The organism is [Mycobacterium] stephanolepidis (assembly GCF_002356335.1).
Classification (GTDB): domain Bacteria; phylum Actinomycetota; class Actinomycetes; order Mycobacteriales; family Mycobacteriaceae; genus Mycobacterium; species Mycobacterium stephanolepidis.
Genome location: NZ_AP018165.1, coordinates 1,624,084 through 1,642,309, shown reverse-complemented (window position 1 = coordinate 1,642,309; position 18,226 = coordinate 1,624,084). Strand labels below are relative to the sequence as shown.

Genomic DNA, 18,226 nt, shown 5'->3' with positions numbered 1-18,226 from the left:
ACGAACGCATTGTTATATGCGCATGTCTGCCGTAGGGTCGGATGCGTGACCAGCACCGAGCACAAGACCCACGATCACCCCGACCACGTTCACGGCCCTGACTGCGGCCACGAGGCAGTTGCGCACGAGGACCACGTGGACTACATCCACGACGGGCACCGCCACGCCCCGCACGGCGATCACTACGACGAGCACTAGAGCGCGATAGACAAAATGGCCCCCGGAGAACCGGGGGCCATTTTCTTGTCAGTTTTCGGAAAAGCAGCGACGCCTAGGACGCGACCTCGGCCAGATCACCCAGATCGGGAACGCGAGTCACGCGCACATACACCTGGTCGCCCTCGTGCAGCCCGAGTGCCTCAGCGTCTCCACGGGTGATCTGTGCGGTGAACTGTTCCCCGGTCGCGGCACTGGTCAACTCGACCCGCACCTCGAAACCGAGGTGCACGACGCGTCCGACCGTCGCCTTCGTCACCCCGGTGGTCTCGCCGGTGCCCTCCGCCGCGGCGCGGGAGAGGTCAGCGTTGCGCCCCACACGAATATCGTGTGGGCGCACCAGGATTCCGTTCAGCTTGGCCACCGGCCCCAGGAAGGACATCACGAAGCTGTTCGCCGGACGGTCGTACAGGTCGTCAGGAGAACCGACCTGCTCGATGCGCCCTTTGTTGAGCACCGCGATCCGGTCCGCGACATCGAGGGCCTCGGCCTGGTCATGGGTCACCAGCACCGTCGTGACGTGTACTTCCTCGTGCAGCCGGCGCAGCCAGGCCCGCAGATCCTCACGCACCTTGGCATCGAGCGCACCGAACGGCTCATCCAGAAGCAGCACTTCCGGATCGACGGCAAGCGCTCTGGCCAGCGCCATGCGCTGACGTTGCCCCCCGGAGAGCTGATTGGGATACCGCGCGTGAAATCCGCTCAGCCCCACCACTTCCAACAGGTTGTCGACCTTCTCCTTGATCTCGGCCTTCGGCTTCTTACGAATCTTGAGTCCGAACCCGACGTTTTCACGCACGGTCAGGTGCTTGAAGGCGGCGTAATGCTGGAACACGAAACCGATGCCGCGCCGCTGCGGCGGCACGCCGGTGACATCACGCCCGTTGATGGTGATCGTGCCGGTATCGGGCTGGTCCAGCCCGGCGATGGCCCGCAACAACGTCGACTTGCCCGAACCACTGGGCCCCAATAGTGCGGTCAGCGAACCCGAGGGCACCTCGAAGTCGATGTTGTCCAGCGCGGCGAAGTCGCCGTAATGCTTGTTCGCGCCGCGAACGGTAATCGCGTCAGTCATTCTGTGGCTCCTTGCTATTCGCTATTGGCTTTTGCTCGTCGCGCATCGATGACGACCTGGACCACCAGGACGATCACCGCAACAGCCATCAGTAGCGCCGAGATGGCATAGGCGCCGTACTCGGCACCGCGCTGATGACGATCGGACACGAGCAGGGTCAGGGTCTGTGATGTTCCGGGCAGGTTCGAGGACACCATGATCACCGCGCCGTACTCTCCGAGCGTGCGCGCGATGGTGAGCACGATGCCGTAGGTCAACCCCCACCGAATCGACGGCAACGTGATACGCCAGAACGTCTGCCAGGCAGTGGCTCCCAGCGTGGCGGCGGCCTCTTCCTGCTCGGTGCCCAACTCGTGCAGCACTGGCTCGACCTCACGAATGATGAACGGAATCGTGACGAAGATGCTGGCGAGCACGATGCCCGGGAACCCGAAGATGATCTTGAGTCCGAAATCGTTCTCGACAAACCCGAAGACGCCCGCCGATCCCCACAACAGGATCAGCGCGACACCCACCACCACCGGCGAGACGGCGAACGGGAGGTCGATGATCGCCTGCAGCACGGCCTTACCGCGGAACTTGTTCCGCGCCAGAACCAGCGCCGTCGGAATGCCGAAGATGACGTTGAGCGGCACCACAATCGCGACCACCAGCAGCGACAGCTGCAAGGCCGACACGGCGGCCGGGGTGGCGATCGACTCGAAGAACGCACCGACTCCGGGCTCGAACGTGCGCCACAGAATGAGGCCCACCGGAACGATCACCAGGATGCCGATATACAGCAGCGCCGCATAACGGGCCACATACTTGACGAGCGGTGACGGCGTCACTGCGCCAGCTCCTCTCGCTTAGCCGCACGCGAACCAATGGTGCGCAGGACAAACAACACGACAAACGAAATAATCAACAGCACAATCGAGATCGCCGCGGCGCCGGTGCGGTCGTCGTTCTCGATGAGCGTCCTGATCCACTGCGAGGACACTTCCGTCTCGCCGGGCACCGCACCACCGATCAGTACCACCGAACCGTATTCGCCGATAGCGCGCGAGAACGCCAGTCCCGCACCCGATAACAGCGACGGGAGCAGCGCCGGAAGGATCACCGCGCGGAAGATCGTCCAGTTGTCGGCCCCCAGAGAAGCGGCGGCCTCCTCGACGGACTGGTCGAGTTCCAACAGGACCGGCTGCACGGACCGCACCACGAACGGCAGGGTGACGAACAGCAGCGCAATCCCGATACCCCACTTGGTGTGTTGGATGTGGATGCCCACCGGGCTACCCGGGCCGTACAGCGCGAGCATCACCAGACTCGCCACGATCGTCGGCAACGCGAAGGGAAGATCGATGACGGCGTCAACCAGCCGTTTGCCCGGGAAGTCGTCACGGGTGAGCACCCAGGCCACCAACAGCCCGAAGAACAGGTTGATGATGGCCACCCCGAAGGAGACCCCCAGGGTCACCTTGAACGAGCTCACCGCGGCGTTGGAGGTGACCGCGTTCCAGAACGCGGTCCATCCGCCACCGGCCGACTGCCAGACAATGGCGGCCAGGGGCAGCAGCACGATGATGCTGAGCCAGATCGATGCCGCACCGACCCGCAGCGAGGTGCTGCCGTAGCGGCGCGTCAACAGGCCCCCCGTCTGCCCGGCACCGACCTTACGGTCGGGCCGGGCAGACGATTTCGGCTCGGAAGCCGGTTCCGTCGATTGTTCGGTCGCTGTCATCCGGTGGCCTTCTTGTAGATCTTGGTGATGCTGCCGTTTTCCTTGTCGAACAACGCGGGATCGACTGTCTTCCAGCCACCTAGCTCGGCGATGGTCCACAGCTTCTCCGGCGTCGGGAAGTCCTTGGCGAATTCTGCCGTAACAGCGGGATCGACGGGGCGGAAACCTGCCTCAGCCCAGAGCTTCTGCGCCTCCGGGGTGTACAGGAAGTTCTTCAGGGCATTCACCTTGTCCTGGTGTGCGCTGCCCTTGACGACGGCGACCGGGTTCTCGATCTTGAACGTCTGCGGCGGGTTGACGTGCTCGACGTCCTTGCCCTGGCGTTCGACGTTGATCGCCTCGTTCTCGTAGCTGATCAACACGTCACCGCTGCCTTGCAGGAAGACGTCGGTGGCCTCACGCCCGGAACCGGGGCGCTGCTTGATGTGCTCGCCGACGAGCTTGCTGACATAGTCGATGCCCGCCTGCTCATCGCGGCCGCCATTGCTCTTGGCCGCGTAGGGCGCCAGCAGGTTCCACTTGGCCGAGCCCGAGCTCAACGGGCTGGGGGTGATGACGGTGATACCGGGCTGGAGCAGGTCATCCCAGTCCTTGATGTTCTTCGGGTTGCCCTTGCGCACCACGAGAGAAACGACCGAGCCGAACGGCACACCCTTGGTGGCGTCCGCGTTCCAATCCTCGGAAACCTTGCCCGCCTTGACCAAACGGCTCACATCGGGCTCCACCGAGAAGTTGACGATGTCGGCCGGCTTGCCGTCGACCACGGCCCGGGACTGATCGCCGGACGCACCATAAGAAGTAGTGACCGCGACGCCCTTGCCCTCGGCGGTGTTCGCGAATGCCGGAATGATCTTCTTCCAGCCGGGCTCCGGCACCGCATAGGCGACAAGCGTCAAAGTGGTGTCGGCATTGGAATGCGACTCGCCCCCGGCGACGTCACTGGATCCCCCACCGCAGGCGGCGAGAACTGTTGCCGCTGTGGCAAGAACTCCGATGTGGTGCCACCGGCGGGCACCGACCGTCTTCGCGATCTTGAGCATGAGGACCTTTCGTGGGATGACGATTACCTGGGACAGATATCTCATGGAATCCCGTGACGACAGAAAGGCAGCGAAACAGCCAGTGGGCTTCAAACTAGCCGCTACCGACACCAAACCGCGGACGGGATGGGTCTAGCGACAACAGTGAACGTCTGCAACCGCGCATGTACCGACCGCGATGAGCGCCAGGATGTGGCGCACGCGGTTACCCCGGGCGGCGGAATGCATGAGCGGAAGCGTAGCAGAGCCTCTTGATGCCGTCTTTACGGCTGAATCGGCAGGTAGAAGCGCTATTGCGTCAACAGTCAGTAACTACCGGCTCAACAGCCAGGCGACTATGACCAGAACGGCCAGCGCAACCAGCGCCAACGTGACACGCGACTGGGGCATGCCGCTCATGAAAGGTCCGCCTGGGCGGCCGGGGCTACGTGATTTTCCGCGGCGTGGCGACGCGCGGCCTGGTACCACCGGCCGAGCCGATTCGACAGGCTGAACAGCAGAAACAAGACCTTGTCACCGGCTACCGCCATCGCATAGGCCAGCACCAGCACGACCGGCATCACGATGATTGTTTGAAGGATGAACCCGCGTCCGCTGAGCCACAGCTCCACGCCGTCCCACCAACTCAGGAGGCCGATCACGCTGTCGCTGTTCACGCGGGCCAGTTTAGGCGGACCATGCCGCGGGCCTTCCGGCGCAGGGCAGACTGGATACCGATGAGTCACTTGCGCGCGAAGTGCCTGTTCCTGGTGTTCGCATTCTCCGCACTGTTCAGCGGGGTCCACGTCGCGGCGGCGGACTCTGCCGTGGCGGGCGCCGACGTGCAGGTCGCGCAGAGCCTTGGTGATCGCGAGCTCACCGTGGTGGCTCGGCGGGTGACCAGCATTCCCGGCCCGTTACGGGTCGATGTGATCGCTCACCGGGGCACCGCGGCCGGTCCTCTCCGCGTGCAGCTCGTGCCCACGGGCGCCAGCACCGATGAGCAGCAGCCCGCGCCAGGTGTGCCCACCTCAACAGCGTTGGTCGTGCTCGGCGAGAAACCCGGCCCGTACGGCGCAACTCTCGATGTCGACCGCCCCGGGCCCACCGACCTCACCATCAGTGACGGCGTACATACCGCCCGGATCCCGTTGGTTCTCGTCAGTCAGGCGATGTCGCCGCCCGAGCGGGTGGCCTATCTGGGTCTGGCGGCCGCCGGGCTGCTGCTGGTGATCTCTCTGGTGGTCGCGACTCGGGTGCGCCGTGGGATATGGATCGCGGTACCCGTGACCGCGACGGTGACCGCCCTCGCGATCGCCATTACCGCGGCGGTGCTGTCCACGTCCGCCCCGCCACCGCCCGAGCCGGGTCCGCAACGGGACCCCACTGTCGACAACGCCGCCAACCCCTACCGCCTTGACCGCCCCGCCGTCACCGACTACTCCCGGCCGTCGGCCATGCTGATCGCCGAAAAACCTGACGTGGATTCGGGGCGCGCGACAGACATCGACTTCTCGCTGATCGACACCGCGACCGGGCTGCCCGCCGACGACCTTGTCATCCATGACAGCGCGTTGATCCATCTGCTGGTGGTGGCCCCGGACGGGCGGCTATCTCACCTGCATCCGATAAGGGTTGCACCGGGCAGCTATTCGGTGCAATTGTCACCGGAAGTGGCCGGCCGGTACGCGGTCTCGGCAGAGTTCGTGCGGCGCGGGGGCGGCGTGCAGACGGTGCGCCTGCCCGGTGGACTGACATCACGTGGCGGAAAACCCACGGCTCCGGCGCCATTCGAAGGACCCGGTATGCGCATGCTCGACGGGCAGCATGTGCACGTGAAGGCCGTCGGCCTGCGCGCGGGACGACCGACAACGCTCTCGGTGACCATCGGGTCCGATCCCGTTCTACAACCGTGGCTGGGCATGCTCGGCCATCTGGTCATCGCCGGCCCGATCCCGCGCGACGTCCCCCCCGGCGAACTCGGCACAGCGGTGCAGGATTCCGCGGTCTGGGCCCACGCCCATTCCATGGGCGGTCACGGAGGTACCGACATGCCCGGCATGGACCACAGCACCGGCCATGTGCCCACGCAAGATGATGCGATGCCGCCCATGGTGGGTGCACCGCCCCTCAACGGTGACAGTCCCCCCGACGAGACCGTGGCCGCCTTCGGCCCGGATGTACCGTTCACCTTCACGTTCCCCAAGCCGGGGAGGTACCTCGCCTGGATTCAGGCACAGCGCGACTACCGGGTGCTGACGATCCCGGTACGACTGGACATCTCATGACACGTCAGGTGTGGGCAGGGCTCGGGCTGATCGTCGCCGCGGTGCTGGGGCTGGCGTGGATTGCCTGGCCCAGCGCCCCCGAGACCGTCACGCTGCATTCGGGTACCGAGCACTACGTCGTCGCAGTGACGGTGGACAACCCCCGCATCGGGATGACCGCGCTGGAAGTCGCCATCACCAAGCGAGAAGACGACGGCTTCCCCGAATCCCAATCGGTATCAGTTGAATTGGCGATGCCGCTGATGGGCCACGCCATGCCTCCGCTGCGCGAGGTGATATCCGGCCGCACGAAGTTCGACCAGGTGATGCTGTCGATGGCGGGGCCCTGGGACATCATCGTGACCGTCACGCCCCCTCCGGCGATCCCGATGAACGCACGACGATGCCACTATGGGTGAGTGGAGGTTGACATGAACGCCGAGACGAGCACCGCAGGCACCGGTGCCGAACAGACGCCGCGGATCACCCGCGCCGTCATCGAGAAGTACGCGCCACTGGGCGCATACGGCGTGCTGCTGGGCAGCGTAGTGGGTGCGGTGGGAACGACCTGGGATGTCGAATGGCACGACGATGTGGGCCCCGATACGTTCTTCACGCTGCCACATCTGTTCCTGTACTCGGGTAGCGCGATCGGCGGAATCACCAGCCTCATCATGGTTTTGATGGTCACGGCCGCACAGCGCGCGGGCGAGGAAGTGCCGCGCTGGGTGGGCGGTGTACCGATCCGGGTCTTCGGGGGCCGATTCACCGCTCCCCTGGGCTTCCTGCTCTCCGGCTGCGGCGCCGCATCGTTTCTCATGTACGGGCTGTTGGATCTCTGGTGGCACACGGTCTATGGGTTCGACGCCGTCCTGGCATCTCCCCCACATTTCGCACTCTTCGTGTCCGGAACCGTCACCGACCTCGGCAGTATCGTTACCTTCGCGGCGGCACGCCGATTTCGTTGGGGTGTGGTGGGTTTGATGGCGCAAGCGTCACTGGTGGCGGCGATGACGGCCATTCCGTTCACGGCGCTGTTCCTCTTCAAGTTCGACTTCAACCCGATTTCGCTGGGTTCGGCGTTCATCGTTCCGCTCGTGCTGCTGCTCATCGCGGGCGTCGTACGCTCGACGCTGGCGCCGCTCGGGGTCGCGGTGATCATGGGCGCCATTCAAGCCATCTTCTGGTGGTTTTCACCCTGGGCCGCACACGAATACGCCGCGGCGGTGGGGTTGCCGTTGCGCGACGATCTCTGGGGCGGACCACCCACAATCCCGGGAATGATGCCGATGTTCCTCGCGGTCTTCGCCGTACTGGCCACCGGGCTGCTGCACCTGGCCGGGGACCGGAAATGGCAGCGGTGGCCGATGACCGCCATCGGTGCGATCCTGGGTTCGGTTGCGGGCGTGGGCTATCTGCTGCAGGGCGCGATGCTGTATCGACAGGGCACCGAAACAGTGAGCAACTACGTCACCGTCGGCCTGGCCGGGCTGGCGTTGGGCGCACTCGCCGGCCTTCTGGCGCAGCGCATCGCACTGATGTTGCGGGTGCCCGGAAACACTGCCGACACGCTGGTGGCCATCGCGTGAGGCACATCCGAATCCTGTTGTCACTCATGACTGTCATCGGACTGTCCCTGGGTGTCAGCGCCCCCGCGAACGCCTACGCACCGGTGAACGTGGTGCACACCGAACAGGTGTCCGCGGGCCCCTACGCACTGACCGTCGGGTTCTCGACCTGGCCGCTGCGCGCCATGCAATCACTGGACTTCACCTTCATCCCCGCCGACGGGATCACCGGCAAGTCAGGCACGCTGACCATTGTGTCGCCCGACGGGCAGCAAGGGCACGCCGAACGGCTGGCTCGCCATCCGCGCAAGCGGGAGGTCTGGGGCCTGGACGTCCGGGCACTACAGGAACAGGGGCATCACCAGTTCATCTTCGACATCACCGGACCGCAGGGCCCCGGGCAGGGGACTCTCGATCTGGACGTGCTGCCCCAGCCGGGGCCACCGCTGGCCCTGAGTTGGATCGTCTCGTTGATACCGGTGTTCGCCTTGGCGGGAGTATTGGTCGTGGCGTGGAGGAGAACTCGCGGCCAATCCTGACCACCGGTCTCCTACTGGCTGAGAATCGTCTGCATCCCGGGAGCCACCCGATCGCGGATCTTCGCCCACGGCACGGTAACCGGCACATAATCTCCGGCGACGTGGGGAACGGAGACATAGAAGGTCAGACCGGTGGGCACGGGAAGCCAGTGCAGAAACTGCTCAGACTTCATGTCCCCGGCGGCCTTGATCCGATCGGGCGGCCCAAGCTCCTGAGCCAACTTCCGTAACTGCTCCCGTGCCGCACCCTGTTCCGCGAACACATCGCCGAACATGATCGGCTGAGCCGTATCGGTGTTGATGGTGATGGTCGCGACCCTATTGCTGGGGTACGGGCCGCCGCTGTTCGAGAGGAACACGGCGACTCCCGACAACACATGCGGACCGATGAACACGACCCGACTCGATTCCCCCGCCTGCAGCTGCCCATCACCCACTGTCGCGGGTTTCGTCCCCTTCGGATCGCCCAGGGTCCGTACGACGTCCTTCAGCGCCACGCGCATGCCGTCATTGAATCTGTCTCGAGCACCGGCCTTATCGCCGGTGACCTGAGGCAGTTTGACGTTGTAGTCGACCTTGCCTTGCTTTCCACTCTCCTGCTGCAGCGTGGGATTGAAACCGAAGGCCGGCTTCGCAGTCGGCGGTGCTTGGGCAGGGGTGACGGACACAATCGGCTTGGATGGGGTCGTGGTGGACGGTGGAACTTCGGGCGTCTGCGTGGGTTGGTCGGGTGGTTTGAGGCAACCGGCGACTACGCCGCAGGTGAACACCAGCATCAACGCAAGACCACATCGCACAGCCGACCCCCTTGTTACTGGCTCAACACCGGAATGAATTCGGGCGCCACCTGATCACGAATCTTTTCCCACGGCACGGTAATCGGAACGAAATCGCCGGCGGCGTGTGACACCGGAACGTAGAACCGCAACCCGGCCGGCACGGGTAACCATTGTTCGAGCCGCCCGTTGACGGTCTCCCGGCGCACCCGTGCGGTCGGGTCCAGATCCGGTAGCACCTGGCGCAGCCGCTCCAGGGCGGCATATTGGTTCGGGAACAGATCGTCATAGGTAATGGGTTGCGCGGTATCGCTGTTGACAACGAACGTCGAGACCGACTGATTCGGGTGTGCGCCGCCCGCGTACCAGAGATAGACCTGAATGCCCGCCACCGCGTGCGGTCCGATCATCGCGACACGAGTGCCCTCCCGCTCGGTACCGATATCACCGTCGCTGATCGACACCTGCTGGCTCTTACCGGGACCGGACAGCGTGTCGATCACATCGCGCAGCCCGCTGCGCATGCCGTCGTTGAATCGATCACGGACGGCGGGTACTCCGCCGGAGAGCTGCGGTAGTTGCACGTCATAGGTGACCATTCCTTCGACGCCCGTGACCGGCTCCAACACGGGTGTGTACCCGAAGGCCGGAGCCGAACTCGCCGCGCTCGCCGATGACGTTGTCCCCGAGGACGATTCGGCTGTGAGGGGCGTCTGCTCAGCCTGATCGGCGGCGCGCCCGCATCCGGACGCGACCACGCACATCGCCACAGCGACCGCGGCGGCGCCCCGGACGCTCACGTGGGGGCGTTCGCGGGCTGGAAGGTGCCGCTCACATCCGCTTCCTCTTCGGCCCGGATGACGTGTACGACCGCATTGATCAACGCCAGATGGGTGAACGCCTGCGGGAAGTTGCCCAGATGCCGACCGGTGCGCGGGTCGATCTCCTCGGCGTAGAGCTGCAGCGGGCTGGCGAAGGAGAGCAATCGCTCGCACAGGTGCCGTGCCCTGCGCACCTCACCGATCTCCACCAACGCCGACACGAGCCAGAACGAGCAGATGGTGAAGGTGCCCTCCTCGCCCGAAAGTCCGTCGTCGGTCTCCTCCACCCGGTAACGCAGCACCAGGCCGTCATGGGTCAGCTCATCGGCGATGGCCAGCACTGTCGCCCGAATCCGCGGATCGTCGGACGGCAGGAAACGGTTCAGCACCGCGAGCAGCAGCGAGGCATCCAAAGCCGTTGAACCGTAACGCTGTACCAACACCCCGCGTTCATCGACGCCATTCTCCAGGATGTCGTCCTTGATCTCGTCGGCGACAGCGCGCCACTGCTGGGCATAACTCTTCTCACCATGCATCTCGGCAAGTTTCGCGCCGCGGTCCATCGCAACCCAGCACATGATCTTGGATGAGGTGAAATGCTGCGGCTCCCCGCGTACTTCCCAGATGCCACGGTCGGGTTCACGCCAGTGCCGCGCCGCCTCTTCGGCCTGATTCTTCAGGATCGGCCACAGCGTCGCGGGAATCTGTTCCCGCGACCTGGCGTGCACATACACCGAATCGAGCATGGTGCCCCAGATGTCGTGCTGGATCTGATCGAAGGCACCGTTGCCGATTCGCACCGGTCGCGCCCCGTCGTAGCCGGACAGATGGGGCAGCTCCCCCTCGGTCAAGGTGCGTTCGCCACCCACGCCGTACATGACCTGCAACGGATGCTTCTCGCCGTTGTTCGCACCCGAAGCATCGGCGATGAACGAGAAGAAGTCGTCGGCCTCACGATCCAGACCCAGCGTGTAGAGGCCCCACAGCGCGAAGGTGGAGTCCCTCACCCATGAGTATCGATAGTCCCAGTTACGCACTCCCCCAGGTGTTTCCGGTAGCGACGTGGTCGAGGCCGCCAGCAGCGCGCCGGTCGGCGAGTACGCCAGGCCCTTGAGGACCAGCGCACTGCTCTGTAGGTACGAGCGCCACGGATGGTCGGGAAATTCGCCGATGTTGATCCATTGCCGCCAGGCCTCGGCGGTCTTCCACATCTTGTCGGCGGCCTCCGCATACGTCTGCGGCACAGGGTGTTTGGACCAGCTCAACGCGACGAACACGTTGTCACCCTCGGTGAGCCGGGTGCGGGCACGCGCTTCCCGGCCCTCCAACCCCAATCGAAGATTCGTGGTCAGCTTCAGCGTCGGATTGGCGTCGGGGTTCTTCGTAGCCCGACATGTCGCCTCGCCGTATCCGTCGCCGGAGTACTCCCAGGTGGCGCCCTCACGGTGATAGTCGAACGCGGGCTCGCAGTTCATGAGCACCTCGACCGTCCCGCTGACACAGCGCACGGTGCGCAGCAGGATGTGCTCGGCATCCCAATCTGTCGGGGTGCGCTTATGCGTTTTCGACCGGGAATCGACGTCGTGCCAGGGCCCCAGCACCAACGCGTCGCGGACCGTGAGCCACCCGGTCTTGGTCTGCCACGTGGTTTCCACCATCAGGCTGCCCGGGAGATAGCGGCGCGCGGCCGGCACATTGTGCCCATATGGGGCGATCCGGAAATGCCCCGCCCCGCGATCAAGGATCGCCCCGAAGATGCTCGGCGAATCCGGCCGCGGAACGCACATCCACTCCACCGATCCGTTGGCGGCGATCAGGCAGGTGTTCTCCCAATCCGAGAGAAATGCGTAGTCGGCAATCGGCGGAAAGGGGCCGCGCCGCTGAACAGGAGACTGACTGGAAAGCAGTCCTTCTAGCGACAGCTCGGGATCAAGAGACGACACCATCCGACCATCGTAGGTGCGATCTGGCTACGCGCCCGGCTCATTTAGCGTCGGCGAAGCAGGTAGATGCCGAGGCCACCGAAGAGCAGCAGGTTGAACACCAAGAGCGACACAAGGACACCGGTGGCCCCTCCGCTCCGCGGGCCCGCCAGGTAGATGACCAGGTCGATGCCGACCAGCAGGCATGCGGCAACAAGTGCGGTCCAGATCAGGGCGGTCGGTTTCATGCTGTCGCCTGACCCCGTGCCGCGTCCAGCTCGGCAGCCAACACCGACATCAGTTCCGCCACCGGCAGCGCCCGCGCCCGGTGATGCTCGGTGCCGGCCCACAGCGACATCACGTCCGGATCTCCACTCGCCCGCAGCTCCTTGGTCGCCGAGTTCAGTGCCGGGAAGCTCACCGGGGCAACCGATTCCATATCCCGCTGGAATGCGTTGGAGATACTTCGCGCCGGGCGGCCCGAGAAGACCCGCGTCACCACCGTTTCGGCCGGTTGCAGCAGGGCGTCTTTGTAGACCTGTTTGGCTCCCGACTCGTCGGTGACCACCAGCGCGGTGCCCAACTGAGCGGCCGTGGCGCCGGCGGCGAGCACCCGGGCGATGTCGGCGCCGTCCATGATTCCGCCCGCTGCCACCAGCGGTAACGCGGTGACCGTCCGCACGTTCGCGATCAGATCGGCCAGCGGCTCTTCGGGGGCACCGGCATCGAAGCTGCTGCGGTGACCACCGGCCTCGGGACCCTGGACAACCAGCGCGTCGGCGCCGATCCCCTCGGCGATCGTGGCCTCTACGGCACTGGTGACGGTAATCCACACCTCGGATCCGGCCGCGCGCAGCCGGTGCGCATCCTGCGCGGACGGCACGCCAAAGGTGAACGACACCACCGGGACAGGTGTGGCGACCAGATACTCGATCTTGTCGGCATACGCGTCGTCGTGCCAGACCGGGTCGCCCGGAGCCACCTCGAATTTGTCGGCCCAGATCTTCAGCTTGTCCAGGTACTCACCCAGGTCGGCCCCCAGATCTGGCGTGGGAACGAAGACGTTGAAGCCGAAGGGAAGACCGTCCATCGCCGCACGGTCCCGGTCCAGCTGCTCGACGCTGCGGTACCCCGCCGGCAGTAGGCCGAAACCGCCGGCCGCGCTCACGCCACGCGCCAACGCGGGAACGGTGATACCTCCGGCCATCGGGGCGCCGACAACTGGAAGACGAAGCCCGGCAAGCACGGTACTCATGGACCTCAGCGTATCGACGCGATGAGTTTTCCGGCCGGGGTGGGTCGGTATCGGTATGACAACCTCATCCGCCTATCCCACCGCCGTCACCCGCGAGGAATGGCTGACGGCCCGCAAGCAACTGCTGATCCGCGAGCGCGAGGCCACCCATCTGCGCGATGCCGTCAACGCCGAACGCCGACGCCTGCCCATGGTGAAAGTCGAGAAGGACTACCTCTTCGAAGGCCCCGACGGGCCGGTGCGGCTCCTGGACATGTTCGAGGGCCGGCACACCCTGTATGTCCACCATTTCATGTGGATCGACGCCGTCGACCGCGGATGCCCCAGCTGCACGGGGGCAGCCGATATGACGTTCACCGAACGAGATCGCGCGTTGTTGACCGACAAGGGCGTCACCTTCGCCTGCGTGTCCCGTGCGCCGTATGCAAGCATCGCCAGGTACCGCGACGAACACGGATGGACGTTCCCGTGGTACTCCACCAACGACGGCGATTTCAGTTACGACTTCCATGTCACGCTCGACCCGTCACGTACGCCGATCGAGTACAACTACAAGTCGCTCGACGAGTTACACGCCGACGGTTTCAGCGAGGAAGACCTGCGCGGGGATTGGCCCGGCGCCAGCGTCTTCCTCCGCCGCGCAGACGAGGTTTTTCATACCTATTCGGCCTTCGCGCGCGGGCTGGATCATTCGGCGGTCGGGTATCCGTTCCTGGACCTGACACCGTATGGGCGTCAGGAGCCGTGGGAGGAATCGCCCGCGGGTTGGCCGCAGGGCGGGGCCGTCGTCGGGATGCCTAGTCAGGAGTGCGAGCACTGAGCCCGAGTGTGCGGATACGGTCGAAATTCACCGAGATATCGACACTATTCGCACACTCGGCGAGGTTGGGTCACCCGCCGCGCGAAGCCTCCGCTACAACTACTTCTTCGGCTTGTCCGCCGCGGACTCGGTGGACAGCGCCGCCACGAAGGCCTCCTGCGGCACCTCGACCCGTCCGATGGTCTTCATGCGCTTCTTGCCCTCCTTCTGCTTCTCCAGCAGCTTGCGCTTACGGGTGATGTCACCGCCGTAGCACTTGGAAAGCACGTCCTTACGGATGGCCCGAATATTTTCGCGTGCAATGATTCTCGAGCCAACCGCGGCCTGCACCGGCACCTCGAACTGCTGGCGCGGGATGAGTTCCTTGAGCTTCACGGTCATCTTGTTGCCATACGCCGATGCGCCGTCCTTGTGCACGATGGCGCTGAACGCGTCGACAGCCTCGCCCTGCAGCAGGATATCGACCTTGACCAGCTCGGCTTCCTGTTCGCCGGCCTCTTCGTAGTCCAGGCTGGCGTAACCGCGGGTACGCGATTTCAGCGAGTCGAAGAAGTCGAAGATGATCTCGCCCAACGGCATTGTGTACCGCAGCTCGACACGCTCCGGCGAGAGGTAATCCATGCCGCCGAGTTCACCGCGCCGTGACTGGCACAGCTCCATGATCGAACCGATGAACTCGCTCGGTGCGATGACAGTCGTCTTGACGACGGGCTCGAACACCGAACGGATCTTGCCCTCGGGCCAGATGGACGGGTTGGTCACCATCATTTCGGTGCCGTCTTCCTTGACCACTCGGTACACCACGTTGGGTGCGGTCGAGATCAGGTCGAGGTTGAACTCACGTTCCAGTCGCTCACGGGTGATCTCCATGTGCAGCAATCCCAAGAAGCCGCAACGGAATCCGAAGCCCAGCGCCACCGAGGTCTCCGGCTCATAGGTGAGCGCCGCGTCGTTGAGCTGCAATTTGTCCAGCGCTTCACGAAGATTCGGGTAATCGGATCCGTCCACCGGGTACAACCCGGAGTACACCATCGGCCGGGGTTCGCGATAACCGGTGAGCGGTTCGGTCGCACCCTTGCGCGCGGAGGTGACGGTGTCACCGACCTTGGACTGGCGCACGTCCTTCACACCGGTGATCAGGTAGCCCACCTCACCCACCCCAAGGCCCGCAGAGGGTTTGGGGTCCGGTGAGACGATGCCCACCTCCAGCAGTTCATGGGTGGCGCCTGTCGACATCATCGCGATCTTCTCGCGCGGCGTGATCTTGCCGTCGACGACGCGAACGTAGGTGACGACGCCCCGGTAGATGTCGTACACCGAGTCGAAGATCATCGCGCGCGCCGGAGCATCCGGATCGCCTTGTGGTGCGGGAATGAGCCGCACCACCTCGTCCAGCAGTGCCTCGACGCCCTCGCCGGTCTTGCCGGACACCCGCAGCACATCGGAGGGCTCGCAGCCGATGATGTGCGCGATCTCCTCGGAGTAGCGCTCGGGGTCGGCCGCGGGCAAGTCAATCTTGTTGAGGACCGGGATGATGGTCAGGTCCTTGTCCAGTGCCAGGTACAGGTTGGCCAGCGTCTGCGCCTCGATGCCCTGTGCGGCATCCACGAGCAGCACCGCGCCCTCGCACGCCTCCAACGCCCGCGAGACCTCGTAGGTGAAGTCCACGTGCCCGGGGGTGTCGATGAGGTGCAGGACATAGTCCTGCGGCCCGTTCTGGCCCGTGACCTGCCAGGGCAGCCGCACATTCTGCGCCTTGATGGTGATGCCGCGCTCGCGCTCGATATCCATGCGATCCAGGTACTGGGCACGCATGGACCGCTCGTCGACCACGCCCGTCAGCTGCAGCATCCGGTCGGCCAGGGTCGACTTCCCGTGGTCGATATGGGCGATGATGCAGAAGTTACGGATAAGCGCCGGGTCCGTGAACGTCGTGTCGGCAAAACTTGGCACGGCACCATGCTCCCATGCCGCGCGCCATGCTCCTGACACACACGTCGCGAGGGACTACCGGTCAGTATGCTCGCAGCATGGCGTCACAGTGGCAGACGCTCGGGCGGAGGCTCGGGAAGATCGCGGTGGACACTCTTGAACAAGTCGTGTTCCGCGAAGGCCCGAAGGTGCTGCGGCAACTACAGGGGTCGGAATTCGTTCAGCGGGGGCTGCAGCGCGGACTGGAAGCGATCGGTGTCGTGGAGACCGAGCAGCAGACCGCCATTCCGGGTCGTCCGGTAACCAACCGCAGTGTGCCCACGGCCCATCGGGCCCGTCGTATCGAATACACGCCCGACCTGGACGGTCGCGCCGATCCCGGCGAGATCGTGTGGACCTGGGTGGTCTACAAGGATGACCCCTCACAGGGCAAGGACCGTCCCGTGCTCGTGGTGGGGCGGGACGGCTCGGTGCTGCTGGGCCTGATGCTCTCAAGCCGGGAACGCCATGACACCGACCCGGACTGGGTGGCGCTCGGCAGCGGTAGCTGGGATTACGACGGTCGCCCCAGCTGGGTACGACTGGACCGCGTGCTCGATGTTCCCGAAGAAGGAATTCGACGCGAGGGCGCCATTTTGGACGTGGAGCGATTCAACATCGTCGCGATGCGCCTGCGTACGCACTTCTCCTGGAGCTGATCGAACCGATCAGCTCAGCTCAGTGCTCTACGGAGTTACGCACCGGCAGCGGCGTGAACATGGCCTGATCTACGAACTGTGCGGTGTATTCGGCCAGTTCTTCACGCTCGAGACGCAGCCGTCCGTCGAGCCATGCCAACACGGTGCCGGCGACACCGGCAGCCAGGGCTTCGGCCTGCACCGCGGTGTAGTTGGGGTCGGCATCCGGATCGAACTCGGCACGCGCGGCACCGAGCATCAACGCCATGTAGTGCGTCAACCGCATACGACGACGAGTGAGTCGCTGACTGCCCATCGCCTCGGTGGCGATCACACGGGCGCGCCGGGGATCGGCGGTCAGCGCGGTCACCGCGCCCACGACACCGGCATGCACCTGCGAGCGTGAGTCCTTCTCGGCCGCAGCCATCGCCGAACCTGCGGTGGCGATGCTGTCCTCGATGATCCAGTCGAAAACCGCGACCAGCAGCTCGTCGAGGCCGTCAAAGCACTCGTAGAAGTAACGGGTATTCAGTCCGGCGGTCTTGCAGATCTCCCGAACCGTTGTCGCTGCCCAGCCGGAGCTGGCCATAACCTCGAGCCCCGCCTCAAGAAGGCGTCGCCTCCGCTCCGCGCGGCGCTCGTCTGCCGTTCGTCCGCCGTATAGCCCGGTAGCTTGTTTGGTCACCATGGTCTACGCATTATTACTCCTCTTGCCAGACACCTGGGCAATAACTGGCTTTTCTGCGGTGTTTAGGCGAGTCGTGTGACTTCGACCACGACGTCCAAATCTGTCGAGCCACCCCCCGAGTAAATGCCCTTGAGTGGGCTGACATCCGAGTAGTCCCGGCCGACGCCGACGGTGATGTACTGCTCGTTGATCTCGCTGTCGTTGGTGGGGTCGTAATCCCACCACGCACCGGCCCAACCCTGGATCCACGCGTGGCTCTGCCCGTCCACCGTCTCGCCCACCGCCGCATCGCCCTTGGGGTGTAGATATCCCGATACGTAACGCGCCGGGATCCCCATGCTGCGCAGCAGAACCAATGTCAGGTGCGCGTAGTCCTGGCACACACCCTTTCTTTCACGCAGCGCATCCAGCGCCGACGAATGCACACCGGTGGTTCCGGGCACATAGTCGAGCTCCGAGTGCACCCATTTCGATGCCGCGACAATGGCCTCGGCGGGGGTGGCATCCCTGGCGATCCGCTTGCCCACCGACTGCACCCTCTTGCTGTGTGGGACGTATGCACTCGGCGACAGATACTCGTCGAATCGGTCGATGACGGCGTCGGCGTGGATGTCATCCCAGCCCACGGATTCCTCCGGCTTCTCGGCGACATCGGTCTCCACCACCGACAGACCCGTCACCTCCAGCTCGGTATGGGGTGCGTGCAGGTCGAACGTCGTGACGGCGGTACCCCAATAGTCGACATACCGATACGAGCGGGTGGCCGGCACCGTCTCCACGCGATTGAGGATGACGTTCTGGCGACCGTCACTGCGCGGCGTCAACCGCGCCTCGTTATAGGAAGCGGTTACCGGCGTCTTGTAGGCGTAACCGGTGGCGTGGACGACTCGCAAGCGCCACATCTACTTCTCCTCTTCGCGCAAGCGGT

At 64.6% G+C, this 18,226-nt stretch carries 20 protein-coding genes and 2 pseudogenes; 7 read left to right on the top strand and 15 right to left on the bottom strand.

Features of this window, described 5'->3' with window-relative positions:
- Nucleotides 1-45: 45 nt before the first annotated feature.
- The gene (locus MSTE_RS08180; RefSeq protein ID WP_057968846.1) at nt 46-198 is read left to right on the top strand and encodes a hypothetical protein; all 153 of its coding nucleotides are present in this window, start codon (nt 46-48) and stop codon (nt 196-198) included.
- A gap of 73 nt (nt 199-271) precedes the next feature.
- Here the strand turns inward: MSTE_RS08180 and MSTE_RS25850 are convergent, their stop codons facing one another.
- From MSTE_RS25850 to MSTE_RS08155, 7 genes and pseudogenes are all read right to left on the bottom strand, one after another.
- Nucleotides 272-598 carry a TOBE-like domain-containing protein gene (locus MSTE_RS25850; RefSeq protein WP_406801206.1) on the bottom strand — a complete coding sequence of 109 codons (327 nt, stop codon included), beginning with the start codon at nt 596-598 and terminating at the stop codon, nt 272-274.
- A gap of 30 nt (nt 599-628) precedes the next feature.
- Nucleotides 629-1,291 (bottom strand): annotated as a pseudogene (locus tag MSTE_RS08175) (sulfate/molybdate ABC transporter ATP-binding protein); the annotation flags it as partial.
- 14 nt (nt 1,292-1,305) lie between these two features.
- Complete coding sequence (gene cysW / locus MSTE_RS08170) at nt 1,306-2,121, bottom strand: sulfate ABC transporter permease subunit CysW (RefSeq protein ID WP_096500346.1); 816 nt, start codon at nt 2,119-2,121, stop codon at nt 1,306-1,308.
- Nucleotides 2,118-3,014 carry a sulfate ABC transporter permease subunit CysT gene (cysT, locus tag MSTE_RS08165; protein WP_096500344.1) on the bottom strand — a complete coding sequence of 299 codons (897 nt, stop codon included), beginning with the start codon at nt 3,012-3,014 and terminating at the stop codon, nt 2,118-2,120. Before cysT ends, cysW begins: the two co-directional genes overlap by 4 nt.
- Complete coding sequence (locus MSTE_RS08160) at nt 3,011-4,054, bottom strand: sulfate ABC transporter substrate-binding protein (protein WP_096500342.1); 1,044 nt, start codon at nt 4,052-4,054, stop codon at nt 3,011-3,013. The genes cysT and MSTE_RS08160 overlap by 4 nt, the downstream gene beginning before the upstream one ends.
- A 132-nt stretch (nt 4,055-4,186) precedes the next feature.
- Nucleotides 4,187-4,282 carry an Ms4533A family Cys-rich leader peptide gene (locus MSTE_RS25845; protein ID WP_367398660.1) on the bottom strand — a complete coding sequence of 32 codons (96 nt, stop codon included), beginning with the start codon at nt 4,280-4,282 and terminating at the stop codon, nt 4,187-4,189.
- Between the two features lie 167 nt (nt 4,283-4,449).
- Entirely contained in the window at nt 4,450-4,710 is a 261-nt protein-coding gene (locus MSTE_RS08155; protein ID WP_096500340.1) for a hypothetical protein, read from the bottom strand.
- A 60-nt stretch (nt 4,711-4,770) separates the two neighbouring features.
- Here MSTE_RS08155 and MSTE_RS08150 point away from each other — a divergent pair, with 60 nt between their 5' ends.
- The 4 genes and pseudogenes from MSTE_RS08150 to MSTE_RS08135 all read left to right on the top strand — a co-directional run bounded on the left by MSTE_RS08150 (nt 4,771) and on the right by MSTE_RS08135 (nt 8,407).
- Nucleotides 4,771-6,321 carry a hypothetical protein gene (locus MSTE_RS08150; protein WP_096500338.1) on the top strand — a complete coding sequence of 517 codons (1,551 nt, stop codon included), beginning with the start codon at nt 4,771-4,773 and terminating at the stop codon, nt 6,319-6,321.
- Nucleotides 6,318-6,730: pseudogene (locus tag MSTE_RS08145) on the top strand (hypothetical protein). The gene MSTE_RS08150 and the pseudogene MSTE_RS08145 overlap by 4 nt, the downstream one beginning before the upstream one ends.
- Nucleotide 6,731: 1 nt before the next feature.
- Complete coding sequence (locus tag MSTE_RS08140; RefSeq protein WP_096500336.1) at nt 6,732-7,889, top strand: hypothetical protein; 1,158 nt, start codon at nt 6,732-6,734, stop codon at nt 7,887-7,889.
- Complete coding sequence (locus MSTE_RS08135; protein WP_096500334.1) at nt 7,886-8,407, top strand: hypothetical protein; 522 nt, start codon at nt 7,886-7,888, stop codon at nt 8,405-8,407. The genes MSTE_RS08140 and MSTE_RS08135 overlap by 4 nt, the downstream gene beginning before the upstream one ends.
- A gap of 11 nt (nt 8,408-8,418) precedes the next feature.
- Here MSTE_RS08135 and MSTE_RS08130 read toward each other — a convergent pair whose 3' ends face one another.
- The 5 genes from MSTE_RS08130 to MSTE_RS08110 are packed head-to-tail and all read right to left on the bottom strand — an operon-like array spanning nt 8,419 to nt 13,181.
- Nucleotides 8,419-9,204, bottom strand: coding sequence for a hypothetical protein (locus MSTE_RS08130; RefSeq protein WP_096500331.1), 786 nt, complete (start codon nt 9,202-9,204; stop codon nt 8,419-8,421).
- A 14-nt stretch (nt 9,205-9,218) separates the two neighbouring features.
- Complete coding sequence (locus MSTE_RS08125; protein ID WP_096500329.1) at nt 9,219-9,983, bottom strand: hypothetical protein; 765 nt, start codon at nt 9,981-9,983, stop codon at nt 9,219-9,221.
- Nucleotides 9,980-11,950, bottom strand: coding sequence for a glycoside hydrolase family 15 protein (locus tag MSTE_RS08120; protein WP_030095163.1), 1,971 nt, complete (start codon nt 11,948-11,950; stop codon nt 9,980-9,982). Before MSTE_RS08120 ends, MSTE_RS08125 begins: the two co-directional genes overlap by 4 nt.
- 41 nt (nt 11,951-11,991) lie before the next feature.
- On the bottom strand, nt 11,992-12,174 hold the full coding sequence (locus tag MSTE_RS08115) for a hypothetical protein (RefSeq protein WP_096500327.1): 183 nt from the start codon (nt 12,172-12,174) through the stop codon (nt 11,992-11,994).
- Entirely contained in the window at nt 12,171-13,181 is a 1,011-nt protein-coding gene (locus MSTE_RS08110; RefSeq protein WP_096500325.1) for an NAD(P)H-dependent flavin oxidoreductase, read from the bottom strand. The genes MSTE_RS08115 and MSTE_RS08110 overlap by 4 nt, the downstream gene beginning before the upstream one ends.
- 55 nt (nt 13,182-13,236) lie before the next feature.
- Between MSTE_RS08110 and MSTE_RS08105 the strand changes: the two genes are divergently transcribed.
- The gene (locus MSTE_RS08105) at nt 13,237-14,001 is read left to right on the top strand and encodes a DUF899 domain-containing protein (RefSeq protein ID WP_096500323.1); all 765 of its coding nucleotides are present in this window, start codon (nt 13,237-13,239) and stop codon (nt 13,999-14,001) included.
- 99 nt (nt 14,002-14,100) lie between these two features.
- Here MSTE_RS08105 and lepA read toward each other — a convergent pair whose 3' ends face one another.
- Nucleotides 14,101-15,954, bottom strand: coding sequence for a translation elongation factor 4 (gene lepA, locus MSTE_RS08100; protein ID WP_096500321.1), 1,854 nt, complete (start codon nt 15,952-15,954; stop codon nt 14,101-14,103).
- Between the two features lie 77 nt (nt 15,955-16,031).
- On the opposite strand from lepA, the gene MSTE_RS08095 reads away from it, so the two are divergent.
- Nucleotides 16,032-16,631: a type II toxin-antitoxin system PemK/MazF family toxin gene (locus tag MSTE_RS08095; protein WP_096500319.1), complete on the top strand. Its 600-nt coding sequence runs from the start codon at nt 16,032-16,034 to the stop codon at nt 16,629-16,631.
- Nucleotides 16,632-16,650: 19 nt separating this feature from the next.
- Here MSTE_RS08095 and MSTE_RS08090 read toward each other — a convergent pair whose 3' ends face one another.
- Both MSTE_RS08090 and MSTE_RS08085 read right to left on the bottom strand, forming a co-directional pair.
- Nucleotides 16,651-17,298 carry a TetR/AcrR family transcriptional regulator gene (locus MSTE_RS08090; RefSeq protein ID WP_057964958.1) on the bottom strand — a complete coding sequence of 216 codons (648 nt, stop codon included), beginning with the start codon at nt 17,296-17,298 and terminating at the stop codon, nt 16,651-16,653.
- Between the two features lie 62 nt (nt 17,299-17,360).
- Nucleotides 17,361-18,200 (bottom strand): transglutaminase family protein, encoded by an 840-nt coding sequence (locus MSTE_RS08085; RefSeq protein ID WP_096500317.1) that lies wholly within the window; start codon nt 18,198-18,200, stop codon nt 17,361-17,363.
- Between the last annotated feature and the right edge of the window lie 26 nt (nt 18,201-18,226).

What these genes read in the sequence shown, in the direction of transcription:
- MSTE_RS25850 (WP_406801206.1), bottom strand. Translation starts at nt 598, where the DNA reads ATGTCCTTCCTGGGGCCGGTGGCCAAGCTGAACGGAATCCTGGTGCGC.
- cysT (WP_096500344.1), bottom strand. Translation starts at nt 3,014, where the DNA reads ATGACAGCGACCGAACAATCGACGGAACCGGCTTCCGAGCCGAAATCG.
- MSTE_RS08160 (WP_096500342.1), bottom strand. Translation starts at nt 4,054, where the DNA reads ATGCTCAAGATCGCGAAGACGGTCGGTGCCCGCCGGTGGCACCACATC.
- MSTE_RS25845 (WP_367398660.1), bottom strand. Translation starts at nt 4,282, where the DNA reads ATGCATTCCGCCGCCCGGGGTAACCGCGTGCGCCACATCCTGGCGCTC.
- MSTE_RS08150 (WP_096500338.1), top strand. Translation starts at nt 4,771, where the DNA reads ATGAGTCACTTGCGCGCGAAGTGCCTGTTCCTGGTGTTCGCATTCTCC.
- MSTE_RS08140 (WP_096500336.1), top strand. Translation starts at nt 6,732, where the DNA reads ATGAACGCCGAGACGAGCACCGCAGGCACCGGTGCCGAACAGACGCCG.
- MSTE_RS08120 (WP_030095163.1), bottom strand. Translation starts at nt 11,950, where the DNA reads ATGGTGTCGTCTCTTGATCCCGAGCTGTCGCTAGAAGGACTGCTTTCC.
- MSTE_RS08115 (WP_096500327.1), bottom strand. Translation starts at nt 12,174, where the DNA reads ATGAAACCGACCGCCCTGATCTGGACCGCACTTGTTGCCGCATGCCTG.
- MSTE_RS08110 (WP_096500325.1), bottom strand. Translation starts at nt 13,181, where the DNA reads ATGAGTACCGTGCTTGCCGGGCTTCGTCTTCCAGTTGTCGGCGCCCCG.
- MSTE_RS08105 (WP_096500323.1), top strand. Translation starts at nt 13,237, where the DNA reads ATGACAACCTCATCCGCCTATCCCACCGCCGTCACCCGCGAGGAATGG.
- MSTE_RS08095 (WP_096500319.1), top strand. Translation starts at nt 16,032, where the DNA reads ATGGCGTCACAGTGGCAGACGCTCGGGCGGAGGCTCGGGAAGATCGCG.
- MSTE_RS08090 (WP_057964958.1), bottom strand. Translation starts at nt 17,298, where the DNA reads ATGGTGACCAAACAAGCTACCGGGCTATACGGCGGACGAACGGCAGAC.
- MSTE_RS08085 (WP_096500317.1), bottom strand. Translation starts at nt 18,200, where the DNA reads ATGTGGCGCTTGCGAGTCGTCCACGCCACCGGTTACGCCTACAAGACG.